The sequence below is a fragment of the Streptomyces sp. NPDC001617 genome (assembly GCF_053596855.1).
Window position 1 is genome coordinate 31,127 of the sequence record NZ_JBSFHA010000053.1, and the last position, 13,428, is coordinate 44,554.

At 67.6% G+C, this 13,428-nt stretch carries 12 protein-coding genes; 4 read left to right on the forward strand and 8 right to left on the reverse strand.

The features are described from left to right. Positions 1-55: 55 nt before the first annotated feature. Complete coding sequence (locus ACWC09_RS32860; RefSeq protein WP_450854563.1) at positions 56-517, reverse strand: hypothetical protein; 462 nt, start codon at positions 515-517, stop codon at positions 56-58. A 48-nt stretch (positions 518-565) separates the two neighbouring features. Here ACWC09_RS32860 and ACWC09_RS32865 point away from each other — a divergent pair, with 48 nt between their 5' ends. After that, positions 566-1,213, forward strand: a complete 648-nt coding sequence (locus ACWC09_RS32865) for a ThuA domain-containing protein (RefSeq protein WP_450854564.1) — start codon at positions 566-568, stop codon at positions 1,211-1,213. A gap of 3 nt (positions 1,214-1,216) precedes the next feature. Here ACWC09_RS32865 and ACWC09_RS32870 read toward each other — a convergent pair whose 3' ends face one another. The 7 genes from ACWC09_RS32870 to ACWC09_RS32900 all read right to left on the reverse strand — a co-directional run bounded on the left by ACWC09_RS32870 (position 1,217) and on the right by ACWC09_RS32900 (position 9,883). Further along, on the reverse strand, positions 1,217-2,260 hold the full coding sequence (locus ACWC09_RS32870; protein ID WP_450854565.1) for a LacI family DNA-binding transcriptional regulator: 1,044 nt from the start codon (positions 2,258-2,260) through the stop codon (positions 1,217-1,219). Positions 2,261-2,447: 187 nt separating this feature from the next. After that, positions 2,448-4,034 carry a family 43 glycosylhydrolase gene (locus tag ACWC09_RS32875; RefSeq protein WP_450854566.1) on the reverse strand — a complete coding sequence of 529 codons (1,587 nt, stop codon included), beginning with the start codon at positions 4,032-4,034 and terminating at the stop codon, positions 2,448-2,450. A 31-nt stretch (positions 4,035-4,065) separates the two neighbouring features. Beyond that, positions 4,066-4,971 (reverse strand): carbohydrate ABC transporter permease, encoded by a 906-nt coding sequence (locus tag ACWC09_RS32880; protein ID WP_450854567.1) that lies wholly within the window; start codon positions 4,969-4,971, stop codon positions 4,066-4,068. Next, positions 4,971-5,855, reverse strand: a complete 885-nt coding sequence (locus tag ACWC09_RS32885; RefSeq protein WP_450854568.1) for a carbohydrate ABC transporter permease — start codon at positions 5,853-5,855, stop codon at positions 4,971-4,973. Before ACWC09_RS32885 ends, ACWC09_RS32880 begins: the two co-directional genes overlap by 1 nt. Before the next feature lie 19 nt (positions 5,856-5,874). Then, positions 5,875-7,209: an ABC transporter substrate-binding protein gene (locus tag ACWC09_RS32890; protein WP_450854569.1), complete on the reverse strand. Its 1,335-nt coding sequence runs from the start codon at positions 7,207-7,209 to the stop codon at positions 5,875-5,877. 329 nt (positions 7,210-7,538) lie between these two features. Then, positions 7,539-8,627, reverse strand: coding sequence for a LacI family DNA-binding transcriptional regulator (locus tag ACWC09_RS32895; RefSeq protein WP_450854570.1), 1,089 nt, complete (start codon positions 8,625-8,627; stop codon positions 7,539-7,541). Positions 8,628-8,875: 248 nt separating this feature from the next. Next, on the reverse strand, positions 8,876-9,883 hold the full coding sequence (locus ACWC09_RS32900; protein WP_450854571.1) for a hydroxyacid dehydrogenase: 1,008 nt from the start codon (positions 9,881-9,883) through the stop codon (positions 8,876-8,878). Positions 9,884-10,211: 328 nt separating this feature from the next. Between ACWC09_RS32900 and ACWC09_RS32905 the strand changes: the two genes are divergently transcribed. Genes ACWC09_RS32905 through ACWC09_RS32915 form a run of 3 tightly spaced genes read left to right on the forward strand, consistent with a single transcriptional unit; the run spans position 10,212 to position 13,416 of the window. Beyond that, positions 10,212-11,561 carry an ABC transporter substrate-binding protein gene (locus ACWC09_RS32905; RefSeq protein WP_450854572.1) on the forward strand — a complete coding sequence of 450 codons (1,350 nt, stop codon included), beginning with the start codon at positions 10,212-10,214 and terminating at the stop codon, positions 11,559-11,561. Further along, positions 11,558-12,556, forward strand: a complete 999-nt coding sequence (locus ACWC09_RS32910) for a carbohydrate ABC transporter permease (RefSeq protein WP_450854573.1) — start codon at positions 11,558-11,560, stop codon at positions 12,554-12,556. Before ACWC09_RS32905 ends, ACWC09_RS32910 begins: the two co-directional genes overlap by 4 nt. After that, entirely contained in the window at positions 12,553-13,416 is an 864-nt protein-coding gene (locus ACWC09_RS32915) for a carbohydrate ABC transporter permease (protein ID WP_450854574.1), read from the forward strand. The genes ACWC09_RS32910 and ACWC09_RS32915 overlap by 4 nt, the downstream gene beginning before the upstream one ends. Positions 13,417-13,428 lie beyond the last annotated feature (12 nt).

Genomic DNA, 13,428 nt, shown 5'->3' on the forward strand with positions numbered 1-13,428 from the left:
CCGCACCCACGCATCAAGGGGAGCAGCCGCTGATCTGCGACACGTGGCGATCTCCTCAGATGACCAAAAGATCGCGATCACAGACCACCTCGGGGCCAATTATCGATCGGAGGGGCCAACTACCGATCGCCGTCACAACGGAGACGTCGAGGCTCTTCGGCAGGATCCCGGGCCTGGTCGCCGGAGCGGCCTTGACGAAGTCGTCCGCTGTCCACAGCGTGACCGTGCCGCGCTCCCTCTGAGACGTCTTCAGGCCGTGCGCCCGCCAGAGCAACTTCTCGGAATCGCTGTCGTACACCTCGACCGTCTCCACCCTGTCGGTCGGGCAGGTCGGGAACTTGACCGAAACACGGGACCCGTCGATGCGCATACCGACCGGAGAGGGCGTCGCCGGGTCGGACAGCCGATGGACCATGTACGCGAACCCGGCGACCGCTCCGAGAACGGCCAGCAGCACAGACCCCGCCAGCACGAAAGGCCACACCGGTCGGTGTCGGCGCTGGTTGATCAGTGACATCGCCTGTGTCCGTCGCCCCTTCGTCCGGCCGGGCTAGGCTCCTGTGCCATGGCCACCCGACTCCTTGTCTACACGCGCACCACCGCCTACCGCCATGACTCCATCCCGGCCGCCGTCGACGCCGTACGCACCCTCGCCGACTTCGAGGTGGACCACACCGAGGACCCGGCCGCTCTCGAAGCGCCGTTGGACGCGTACGCGGCCGTCGTCTTCCTCTCCACCAGCGGCGAGGTGCTCACCCCGGCCGGCCGGAAGCGGCTGGCCGCCCATGTGGAGTCGGGCGGCGGCTTCGTCGGGGTGCACGCGGCCGCCTGCACGGAGTACGAATGGCCGTCCTACGGCGAGCTGTTGGGCGCCCGGTTCGACCGGCACCCGGAGTACCAGCCCGGGAAGGCCGTCGTCGAGGACCGGCACCACCCCGCCACCCAACACCTGCCGCCCGTCTGGGAGTTCACCGACGAGTGGTACGACTTCCGGTCCAACCCACGCGGTTCGGCACGGATCCTGCTGCGCGCCGACGAGGCGTCGTACGAGGGCGGCGGCATGGGCGACGACCATCCGCTGGCGTGGTGTCGGGAACAGGTGCGTGGGCGGGTCTTCTACACGGCCCTCGGACATGCCGACGAGGCCTACGACGACCCGGAGTTCCGTTCCCATCTGCTGGGCGGTATCAACTGGACTGTGCGGAAAGGCTAGTCGCTAGGAGCGCGGGCGGGCCGTGCTCGCCCGCTCCACCAACCGTGTCGACAACTCGGTGCGCGTGCCCTCCGGGCGGTCCCCCTCCATCATGCGGACCAGCAGATGCAGGGCCGTCGCCGCCATCTCGGAGAGCGGCTGGCGGACGGTGGTGAGGGCCGGGGTGGTCCAGCGGGACTCCGGGAGGTCGTCGAATCCCACGACGCTGATGTCGTCGGGCACCTTCAACCCCCGTTCGGCCAGCGCCTCGTACACACCCAGCGCCATCCGGTCCGAGCAGACGAACACCGCGGTCGGCGGCTCGCGCAGGTCCAGGAGGTCCAGCATGCGGCGGTGGGCGATCGTCTCGTCGAAACCGGCGTGCCGGACGTACTCGGGACGATGCCGGATGCCCGCCGAGGCCAGCGCCGAGCGATAGCCGGCGACCCTCGCGCTGCTGCACATCTTGCGCTGGTGACCGGCGATCACGGCGATGCGCTCGTGGCCGAGCGAGAGCAGATGCTCGGTCGCCGTCACGCCGCCCTGCCAGTTCGCCGCGCCGACCGACACGACACCCGGCGGCGGTTCGAGGACCGGGTCGATCAGGACGTACGGGATGCGGTGCTGGTCCAGCCAGGCGTACTGGGACGGGGTCAGCTCGGCCAGGTTGAACAGCACCCCGGACGAGCCGCGCGCGATCAGCTTGTCCAGCCAGCCGCGCTCCGGGCGCCCGCTCCGCGTCCGGGTCAGCCCTGCGGAGACGACCACCTCGAGACCCACGTCGTGCGCGGCCGCCTCCACCCCGTGCAGCACCGCCCCCGACCAGGAACTGGCGAGCGAGTGCACGACCAGGTCGACCAGCCCGGGCACCTTCGCCGCGTCGAAACGGGGTCTGCGGACGTAGCCGAGCCGGTCCAGCGCCTCCGTCACCCGACGACGCGTCTCCGGCGCCACGTCCTCACGGCCGTTGACCACCTTGGAGGCGGTCGGCACGGAAACCCCTGCCTCCCGGGCCACCACGGCCAGCGTCGGACCGGCGGCCACGCCGGCACTCTCCGTACGGACCATAGGAAACCACCCCTCCGGCCCGCCCGAGGGCCATGAAAAGTTTCGACCGGCGCGCAAAACAGTAAGCGCTTCCTACCCTAGGTTCACGGGCTGAGGTCGGGAAGAGGTCGGGCTTCGCCAGGTCTTCACGGTTCCGGACTTTCGAAACCTCGAACGTGGCGGTGGGGGTGTGCGCGGGCGGTGACCGTCACCAGCAGGTGAGCCGGAAACCGGTGAAGTCGGCCGTGAACGCCGCGTCCACCAGGTCCACTGCATGGATGCCGGCCATCGCGCCGGTGAAGCGGAGTTTCGACCCGTGGTCGTCGGAGAGCCGGGTGAAGTCCAATGGCTCACCGATGGGCATACGGGCCCCTTCGCGCACATGCCAGAAACGCGCCGTGGGCCCGTCGACCGTCACGCCCAGCGTCACCGGCGCGTCGACGTCGACATCCACGACGGCCACCGTCCGCGTGCTCGCCTCGTCGCGCTCCGTCAGCCGCAGCACCGTACGGCCGCCGCCCTGCCACTGCTGCCCTCGCTGGGCTTCGTCCTCCGGCTCCGCCCAGGTCAGGTCCAGGCTCAGACAGGCCTCGGCGTTGTACCGGAGGACCAGGCCGGCGGCCTGTGTGAAGGTGTCCGGCCGCGCCTCCACAGTGACCTCGGCCTCCGACCGGTGCTCGGTGACGCGCTGGGCCAACAGGCTGTACGCCCACCGGGATTCCGGGCCGTGCCGACCGCGCAGCCGGATCCAGCCGGGGCGGGTGGTGGTGTCGGCCCAGAAGGGGTCGGGACAGCCGCGGAGGGTGCTCCACGGCCAGCCCAACTCCTCGCGTGTCATGGGTTGTTCATCATCAGGGTCGGGCTGTGTCGGTACGTCGACCTCGACCGCAGGATGGTGACCCCCGTGCACCAGCCTGGGCCGGCCCTCCGTGTCCCACGTCACCCGCTGGATCGCCGTCTCGCGGCCGAGTGTGCAGCGCGGACCCTCGGGCGTGGGCAACGGACGTGCCGTCAGATGGCTCAACACCCAGTCACCGTCCGGCGTTTGTACCAGCTCGCCATGGCCTGCCTTCTGAAGTGGCAGCGACGGGTCGTCCCGGGAGGTCAGCAGTGGGCGCTCGTCGAGCTCGTACGGACCGGTGAGTGCGCGGCTGCGGGCCACCCGTACGCCGTGCTCGAACCCGGTTCCACCCTCGGCCAGGATCAGGTGGTACCAGCCTTCGCGGTACACCAACTTCGGCCCTTCGACGAGCCGTTCGTGCTGGAGGAGGAGGCGGGTACCACCGACCGGGTTCAGCGTCTCCCGGTCCAGCTCGGTCAGGACGATCCCGGCGAACCGGCGTCCACCCGGTCGGTGGTCGTTCTGGAGGTTGAGCAGCCAGAGGCGGCCCTCGTGGTGGAAGAGCGCGGGGTCGAAGCCGTGGCTCGCGATGCGCCGCGGGGCCGACCACTTGCCGCTCACGTCCGTGGCCGTGCAGAGGTAGGTGTCCGTGTCGAAGTACGGCGTCCCGACGGACCGTACGACCGCGTACACCACCCAGAAGCGCTCGCCGTCCCAGCTCAGCGAGGGCGCCCAGATGCCGCCCGAGTCGGGCACCCCGGCCAGCGAGTCGCCGGGGGCGGCGCCGCGGACATGCCCCGCGTACTGCCAGTGGGCCAGGTCGCGGGAGCGGTGGATCGGGATGGTCGGGAACCACTCGAAGGAACTCGTCGCGACGTAGTACCAGTCGCCGGCCCGGACCAGGGAGGGGTCGGGGGCGAAGCCGCGGATCACCGGGTTGTGCAGCAGGGTCACTTCAGGGCTCCGGACGGTCCTGTGGGGGCGGTCACTTGAGGGCTCCGAGGGTCACGCCCGTGCGCCAGTAGCGGCGCATCGCGATCATCATGATCGCCATCGGGACGATGGACAGCAGGGCGCCGGTCAGGACGAGGCTGGTGAGGTCGACACCGGATTCGAGGCGTTTTCCGGACCAGTTGTACAAGCCGATGTTGAGCGTCCAGTTGTTCTCGCCGCGCAGGACGGTGAGGGGGAGGAAGAAGGCGTTCCAGGTGTTCACGAAGGCGAGCAGGAAAACGGTTGCGCCGCCCGTGGTCATCATCCGCAGCACGATGCTGAAGAAGATGCGCAGCTCGCCGGCGCCGTCGATACGGGCGGCCTCCAGGAGCTCGTACGGGATCGTCGCCTCGGTGTAGACCTTGGCGAGGTAGACGCTGAACGGGTTGATCAGACAGGGGACCAGCATCGCCCAGGGCGTGTCCACCAGGCCGATCTCGGAGAACAGCAGATAGAGGGGGAGGGTGAGCAGCGCGATCGGGATCAGGAACGAGCCGACCACGCACGCGAACACCAGGTTCCGGCCCGGGAACTGGAAGCGGGCCAGGCCGTAGCCCGTCGCGAGCGCGAGCAGGGTGCCACCGAGGGAGCCGACTCCGGCGTAGAGCAGGGAGTTGGCCGTCCAGCGCAGGAAGATACCGTTTTCGTAAGTGAACAGCTGGTGCAGATTGTCCCAGAAGTGCCAGCCGGAGAACCACAGGCCGTTGCTCTGGTAGAGGCCGACGCGGTCCTTGGTCGCGGCGACGATCAGCCACCACACCGGGAAGAGGCTGTAGACGCTGGCCAGGGTCAGGCCGACGAGAAGGAAGCGCTGGCCTCCGCGGGTGCGGGAGGCCGGATCCGGTCGGGTGAGACGGCGGACCGGGCTTGTGGTGGTGGGTTCCTGAGTGAGAGTCATCAGTCGGCCTCCTTCGACGTCAGCCGGTAGAACAGGAAGGAGGCGACGCCCAGGATCAGCGCGAGGAGCACCGAGAGGGCCGCTGCGTAGTGGTAGTTGCCGGCGTTGAAGGCCTGGTTGTAGATGATCATGATCGGGGTGAAGCTGTCGCTGACCGTCTGCGGGGTGATGTTCCGGAACAGGGCGGGCTCGTTGAAGATCTGCAGCATCTGGATGATCGACAACATGCCGGTGAGCACCAACGCACCCCGCACGTAAGGGATTTTGATGCTGAGCGCGATGCGGCGTTCCGAGGCGCCGTCGAGGCGGGCGGCCTCGAAGAGATCGCGCGGGACGCCCTGGAGCGCCGAGTAGATGATCACCATGTTGTAGCCGACCCCGTGCCAGGTGAGCAGGTTGCCGATGGACGGCCACACCATCGACGGGGCGAAGAAGTTCCAGTCGAAACCGAATACCTTGCCGAGCGGGGTCAGTGGGCCGACGTCCGGGCTGTACAGGTTGATCCAGACGAGCGCGGCGACCACGCCGGGGATCATGTACGGCACGAGGAGCAGGATGCGGAAGCGGCCGGCGACCTTCGAGGTGAGCGCGTCCAGAAACAGGGCCAGCACGAGGCTGATCAGCAGCATCACCGGGATCTGGACACAGGCGAACAACACGACCCGCAGGACGGATCCCATGAACGCCGGGTCGGTCAGGCCCTGCTGGTAGTTGTCCAGACCGGAAAACTTGTCCGTGCTGCCGCCGAGGCCGAGTCCGGAGGACTGCGAACGGTACAGCGACTGATAGACCGCGTACCCGATCGGGAGCAGATACAGGAACACGAAGCCGAGCTGGAAGGGCACCGTGAAGGCGGCGCCCTTCCAGCGCAGTGAGCGGGTCATCGGTTCTCGCCCTCAGCCTCTAGCCCTCGACGCTGATGCCGCGGGACTTCAGGTCCTTGACCGTCCACTCCTGCATGTGCGCGAGGAGGTCCGTGACCTTCTGCTGCTTGTTCACGACCTTCGCCCAGCCGGCCTGCATCTCCGTGAACATGGCGGTCCAGTCCGGGCCGAAGGTCCAGTCGGTGGTCACCGTGTTCAGGCTGTCCGTCACGACCTTCTGCGCGGGCTGGTAGTTCTTGCCCAGGAGCTTGTCGGAGATCGCGTCGGCCACGTACGAGTTGCTGTCCGTGAGTGCGGGCATCACGCCGTTACCGGTGGTCGGGCTCGCCATCGTCTTGACCGCGCCGGTGTCGGTCGACATCCAGAGCGCGGCCTCGGAGGCCTGCTTCGTGTCCTTGCACTGCTTCGTCACCAGGGTCACGCTGCCAGTGAGATTGGTGCCGGCCGGGGTCTTGGCCGCCTCGCCCTGGTAGGTCGGCCAGGGGGACAGCGCCCACTTCCCGAAGGACTTGGTGAAGTTCTGCACCATGCCGGCCATCTGCCAGGTGGAGATCTGCCGGGTCGCCGTACCGCCGTTGTCGTAGTTGCGCTGCACGGCCGCGTAGTCGGCGAAGGAAAGCTTGGAGTTGAGGTCGTTGTCGATGATCTCCTGGATCACCTTCGCGGCCTTGAGGGTGCCCGCGTCCTGGAAGTCCACCTTCCAGGAATTGCCGTCGATCGAGTACCAGTGGGCGCCGGCCTGCATCGCGAGGACCTCGAGCGTGCTGGGGTCCTCACCGGCGTAGTTGGTGATCTTGATGCCGTGCTTCTTCAGCACCTTGCCGGCGGCTATGAAGTCGTCCCAGGTGGTGGGGGGCCTGATGCCGTACTTCTCGAAGATGTCGGTGCGGTAGATCGTGAAGTTGGGGGCGGAGCTGGTGGGGACGCCGTAGCTCTTGCCCTGCACCTGCGCGCTCGCCCAGGAACCGGCGTTGAACTTGTCCTTGCTCGACGACACGTACTGGCTGATGTCGGCGAGCGCGCCCTGCGCGACCCAACTGGTCACGTACTCGGCGGTGTTCTGCACCAGACAGGGCGCGTTGCCCGCCTTCACCGCGTTGGTCAGCTGCTTCTGCATGGTCAGCTGGTCGGTGACCTTGGTGTACTTCAGCTTCACGTTCTTGTGGGAGGCGTTGAACGCCTTGACAACCGCTTCCTGCCCGTTGGCCCAACCCCAGAAGGGGAGGGTGACCGGGCCGGACGACTTGGTGTCGTCACCGGAACCGGATCCGCCGCAGGCGGTGAGCAGTCCGGTGAGGGTGAGACCGGTTACGGCGGCTTGGGCGAACCTTCTCCGGCGGCTGGTGAAGTTCATCTGACCGTGATCCTTCGGGAATTGGGCGTTCTCAGGAGGCGAGGACGGCGGCTCGGGGCGGATCGGGGGGTGGCTCGGGGAGGCGGCTCGGGGGTGTCGGCCGGCAAGAGGGCCTGACATCCACCGCTCGCGGCTGCGGGGGCCGGGCAAGCAGAAGCTGTAGAAAGCGGTTGCCGAGACGGTAGGACGACGGGTGCGGATGGAGCAAGGGGTCGGGCGGAATTAATTACGTCACGATGGGAAATGCGCTGGAGGTTGCTAGAAAACGTTTACGAAACGATCGCTTCGAGAGGAGAGCCACCAGCGCAGGTTCGAGCGGAGCCCCGTCGTCAGTGCCCCGTCGGCGGCGGCTGCACCGAGTTGCGTACGACGACATGGGTGCCCAGCACCAGGTGGTCGCCGTCGGAGCCCTTGCGGCGACCCGCGATGCCCTCACGACGGTCGGCCACCGCACGCAGCGCGACACGGCCCATCTCCTCGTACGGCACGTGCACGGTGGTCAGTTGGGGCGTCAGCTGGGAGGCCAGTGGGATGTCGTCGTAGCCCACGATGGACACGTCGTCCGGGACACGCAGTCCGGCTTCGCGGAGGGCCTGCATCGCGCCGGCCGCGACGACGTCGGTTCCCGCGAGGACCGCGGTGAAGTCCGGCGTCTCGTGCAGGGCCGTCTCGACGGCCGTGAAACCGTGCTCGTCGTCGTACGGGCCGTACCGGACCAGGCCCTCGTCGAACGGGACGCCGTAGGCCTGGAAGGCGCGCCGGGCGCCACGCAAGCGGCCCTGGGCGGTGGTGAGTTCGGCGGGGCCGGGGAGGACGAGGACCCTGCGGTGGCCCGCCGAGAGAAGGTGGCTGGCCATCGCGTAGGCGCCGCCCTCGTTGTCGTAGTCGACCGTGGTGGCCGGGACGTCGCCTTCCAAGGGGGGCCTGCCGACCAGGACGAGGTGAGAGCCGGCCGCGTCGAGAGAGCGGGCGAAACGGGCCATGCGGAGCTGGTACTCGTCGTAGTCGTAGGCGCCGCCCAGGAGGACGACCGCTGCCACGCCCTGCTGACGCATCAGGTTCACCAGGGCCAGCTCGCGCTCCGGGTCGTCGCCGGTCGTGCCCACGAGAGAGAGCCATCCGCGGAGGGTGGCGGCACCTTCAACTCCCTTGGCCACGTGGGCGAACGCCGCGCCCGTGATGTTGTTGATCAGTATCGCCACGGTCGGTGTGCCGCCCCCGGCGAGGGAACGGGCGTGCGCGTTGGTGACGTAGTCCAGGTCCCGGACCACCTTCATCACACGGCGCCGCAGGTCGTCGGAGACCGGGTAGTTGCCGGACAGAACACGCGAGACGCTCGCCACGGAGACGCCCGCTTGTTGCGCTACGTCGCGGATGGTGGCCCGGGTGGTGTCACTGGTGGACTTGCGGTGACTCACCGTGGGGGCTCCTTTGTGGGTGCTGGATTTCGGGGAACCGTATCCCATGGGTTGGTGGTGGGCCGGGGGCTGTGGACAACCATGGTTCGGGGTTGCTGGTGAGGCGGGATGACCAGTGCTTTCGGCAGCCGGCGGCGGCCGGAGAGTGCTTTCTGCAGCCGGCGTGCTGTGAATTTTTGGCCAACGCCCCCTGCGACTGTCTCGCGGCCGCCGTCGTCGGCATGGTGAGCGTGGGTGGGCTCTTGCGCTCATGCCACGTGGGCCATGTCCGCGTGCCGTACCTCGTGGGTCAGCGGGGCTCCCTTCGCGAGTTGCTCCAGTTCCTCCACGACGATGCGGCCGAGGCGCTCCAGCTCGTTGCCGAGTGAGCCCGCGATATGGGGGGTGAGGAACACGTTGGGTAGCCGGTAGAGCGGGGAGCCGGCGGGAAGCGGTTCCGGCTCTGTTACGTCGAGGATCGCATGGAGGCGGCCCGCGACCAGCTCGTCGGTGAGGGCGTCGGGGTCGACCAGTGCGCCCCGGGAGGTGTTGATCAGTACGCCGCCGTCCTGAATCAACGACAGCCGTCCCGCATCCAGCATCCGGTACGTCTCGGGGATGTCCGGCGCGTGCAGCGACACGATGTCGCTGTGTCTCAACAGGTCGTCCAGCGGAAGGAGTTCGGCGCCGAGTGCCGCTGCCTCGGTGGGGCTGACGTACGGGTCGTGCAGGAGGACCGTGAAGTCGAAGGGGCGGAGCAGTTCGAGGAGGCGGCGGCCTACTCGGGAGGCGCCGATCACGCCGATGCGGCGGCCCACGTTGCCTGTGGTGGCGGTCTCGGCAGGGGTCGGGTAGGCATGGGTGGAGCGGAAGCGCTCGCGGTGGGTGAAGGTGTCCTTTCCGGTCAGGAGGATCATCGCGAGGGTGTACTCGGCGACCGGGAGCGCGTTGCCGGTCACCGCGCTGGAGACGGTGATTCCCTGTTTCCACAGTGCGTCGCCGACCAGGGAGCGGACCGAGCCGGCCGCGTGCAGAACGGTGCGCAGGCGGGGGGCCGCGGTCAGGAGCGTCTGATCCAGGTGGGGGCAGCCCCAGCCGGTGATCAGAACCTCGGCGGAGGCCAGGGCCTCGGCTGCCGAGGCAGCGGTGAAGTCCCTGACGACCAGGGTGGGGTCCAGGACGGACGCCTGCCTCAGCCGGGCCATGAGGGGTGCAGGGAAGAGCAGGGGGAGATGTACCGGGTCCATTGCGAACACGGCCCTTGGGGGGTTGGGCATGGCTCTCCTGACGCGCTGAATGACATGGGAGCAGCGGAGCAGTAACTGTTTCAGAAAGCGTCTTCTACCGTAGATCTGCCGAGAAGCGGCGGTCAATGGGAAACAACCGGTTGCCATGCTGACCAGGAGCGTAGGCACCTGAACCCTTTCCGCCCAGGCGGACCACAGTTTTCGAAAGTTCGTCGCGCCTCTTGACGTGCCGTGCTCCCCGACGGAAGCTCCCTCCACCGCCTGTAGCAACCGGTTCCCGAAACAGTTCGCGCTGCGTCATCTCGTTTGCCGCGTGCTCGTGTCCCTCATCCATCTCAGCGAAGAGAGTGGGTAGTTCATGCACTCCCAGGCCGGTTCTCCCGTGAGCCGCCGCCGCTTTCTCGCCCTCTCGGGGGTCGGTGTCGCGGCCGGTGCGGCGTCACTGAGCAGCTGTGCTCTGCAGGTGTCCACCGCGGTCGGCGGGTCGGGCGAGACCATCACGGTCATGGCCAAGGCCGACGACCTCTCGCCCGACCTGGTCAAGCAGGCGAAGAAGGAAACCGGTATCACGATCAACCGGGTCGACTACGACATCACCAAGCTGATCGCGATGCTCACCAGCGGCAACCCACCGGAACTGGTGCGCGCCGTCGGCGCCACGGACGCCGCCTACTTCGCGGCGCGGGAGGTGATGCAAGAGCTGGATTCCTACTTCGCCAGGAGCAGCGTCCTGAAGGTGGAGGACCTCGATCCGGTCAATGATCTGTGGCGCTACGACGGGGAGGCGCAGGGGAAGGGTCCGCGCTACGGCATGGCCAAGGACTTCTCCCAGGACTCCATGTACTGGTACAACTCGGCCGCCTTCGATGCGAAGAGTGTCGACTATCCGGCGGAGCTCGAGCCGGTCACCTATGAGGAGTGGCTGGACCGCGCGAAGCGGCTGGTGCAGAGGTCGAAGGGGCAGACAACCGTTTACGGGGGGAGTTACAACGGGCTGACCAAGCTGACGTTGATGGCGACCCTGACGGCCTCCGCCGGCGGCAGCCTCTTCAGCGACGACTTCTCGCGGGCCGACTTCACCAGTCCGGAGGCCCGCAAGGCTCTGGCCTGGTACATCGACTACTGCAAGCTCAAGGTCGGGCCCAGTACCGTCCTGCCCGATCCCAACGGCTGGGACGGGCCGACCTATCAGGCCGGGCGCATGGCCATGTCGAACAACGGCTACTGGCTGGGCGGCGTGATCGGGACCGACAAGAAGCTGGCGAAGGTCTCCCGGCTCGCCCCCGCTCCCGTCTTCGCGGGTGGCCGGCGAATCAGCGCCTGCCAGGGCGGTACCGGGATGTGGATGCCGCGGCAGGCGAAGAACAAGGACGCGGCCTGGCGGATCTTCGAGTGGTACTTCGGGGAGGCGCCGGCCAAGGCACGTGCCTCCAGCGGGTGGGGGATTCCGAGCCTGAAGTCGCTGCAGTCACTGATGCCCCGTCAGGAGGACTACCAGCGGCGGTCGTTGCGGGTCCAGGAGAACGAGCTCCGGCACTTCTCCGTGGTCTCGCTGACTCCGTACATCACCGGGGACGCCTTCGAGTCGCTCTTCAACCAGGTCTCTCCGGCCGCCATGAAGGGCGAGATGTCCGTCGACGCCCTCGCGGGGCGGCTGAACTCGGTCATCAATGAGCAGCTCGCGCGCGGTAAGGAGCAGGTGGGATGACGGTCGAACAGGTGGCGCCGGAGGCGGGACGGGCGCGCGCGGACAGGACCGCCGGGCGGGTGCGGTCCGCCGAGCGCGGTGGGCCCACGATGACTACGCGCAGGCATCGCGCTTTCTACATGTTCGCCTCGCCGTGGATCATCGGATTCTCGCTGCTGACGATCGCACCGATGGTGTACGCGCTGTGGTTGAGTTTCACGACGTACGACGGCATCTCGCCGAACTGGCACTACGTCGGTCTGGGTAACTATCGCGAGCTGCTGCACGATTCTGCGACCTGGGACTCGCTGGGGCGCGCCGGGCTGTTCGCGGTGATGTCCGTGCCGCTGTCGATCATCGCCGGGCTGGGGCTCGCCGTCCTGGTGAACCGCCCGGTCAAGGGGCGCGGGCTGTTTCGTACTCTGCTGTATCTGCCGGCCGTGGTGCCGCCGGTGGGGGCGGGTATCGCTTTCAAGAACCTTTTCGACCAGAACGCTGGTGCCGCCAACGGTGTGCTGACCTTCTTCGGCTTCGACGCTATCGGATGGCTGGCCGATCCGTACGCCCGCTATGTGCTGGTGATGACGGTGCTCTGGGGCGCCGGAAACATCATGATCATCTCGCTGGCGGGCTTGCAGGACGTACCCCGGGAGCTGCACGAGGCCGCCCGTATCGACGGCGCGAGCGCCTGGCGGACCTTCCGCAGCATCACCGTGCCGCTGCTGTCGCCGGTGCTGCTGTTCCAGACCGTGACCGGCGTGATCGCTTCGGTGCAGACCATCATGCCGATGCTGCTGGCCCCGATCGCCAGCACCGGCGGCCTCACCACGATTCCGCAGTCCAACTACACGTACATGATCCACGTCTTCTCGGAGTACTTCGCGCTCGGCCGCTACGGATACGCCTCGGCACTGCTGTGGCTGCTCTTCGTCCTGATCCTCGTCGCGACCGGGCTGATCTTCAAGCTCACCTCCGGCGTGGTGTTCTACAACGTCGACCCGGAGGCGAAGAAGTGACCGCGAGCAGCCTGAGTCCGAAATCGCCCGTCCGTTTCCGGGTTCGTGTGAACCGGCTTGTGCTCTACACCGCCCTCGTCGCCGTCGCCGGTCTGTTCCTCGGGCCGTTCGGATGGCTGATCCTCACCGGGCTCAAGGCGCCGTCCGAGCTGGCGGCCGCCCCGGTGCACTGGCTGCCCGCGCACATCCAGTGGCACAACTTCGCCGACGCCTACAAGCTCATCGACTTTCTCGGATACGCCCGTAACTCCCTGATCATCGCCACGCTCTACGCCGGCCTCGTCACCCTCAGCTCCGCCTGGGTCGGCTTCGGCTTCGCCCGGCTGGCCGCACCCGGGAAGAAAACGCTGTTCGGCATCCTCATCGGCTCGATGATGCTGCCCCAGATGATCACCCTGCTGCCGACCTACCTGATCTTCGCCAAGCTCGGCATGGTCGACACGTACTGGCCGTGGGTGCTCTGGGGGCTGTCGTCGGCACCGTATCTGGTCTTCCTCTTCCGGCAGTTCTTCGCCGGCCTGCCCCGCGAGCTGGAGGAGGCCGCGATCGTCGACGGCTGCGGCTACGGCGGGATCTTCTGGCGGATCTTCCTGCCGCAGTCCTGGCCGGTGCTGTCGGCGAGCTTCGTCATCGCCTTCACCTGGACCTGGGGCGACTACATCGCGCCCCAACTCCTGCTGTCCACCGACCGGTCCACGCTCGCCGTCGCCGTGATGACCACCTACGTCGCCCCGTCCGGCAGCCCGATCACCAACCTCCAGGCCGCGGCGTCCGTGATGTACGTCGTCCCGATCCTGCTGATCTTCCTCGTGGCCCAGCGGGGGTTCGTCTCCGGGATGTCCACGTCCGGCCTCAAGTAGCCCCTCGTACCG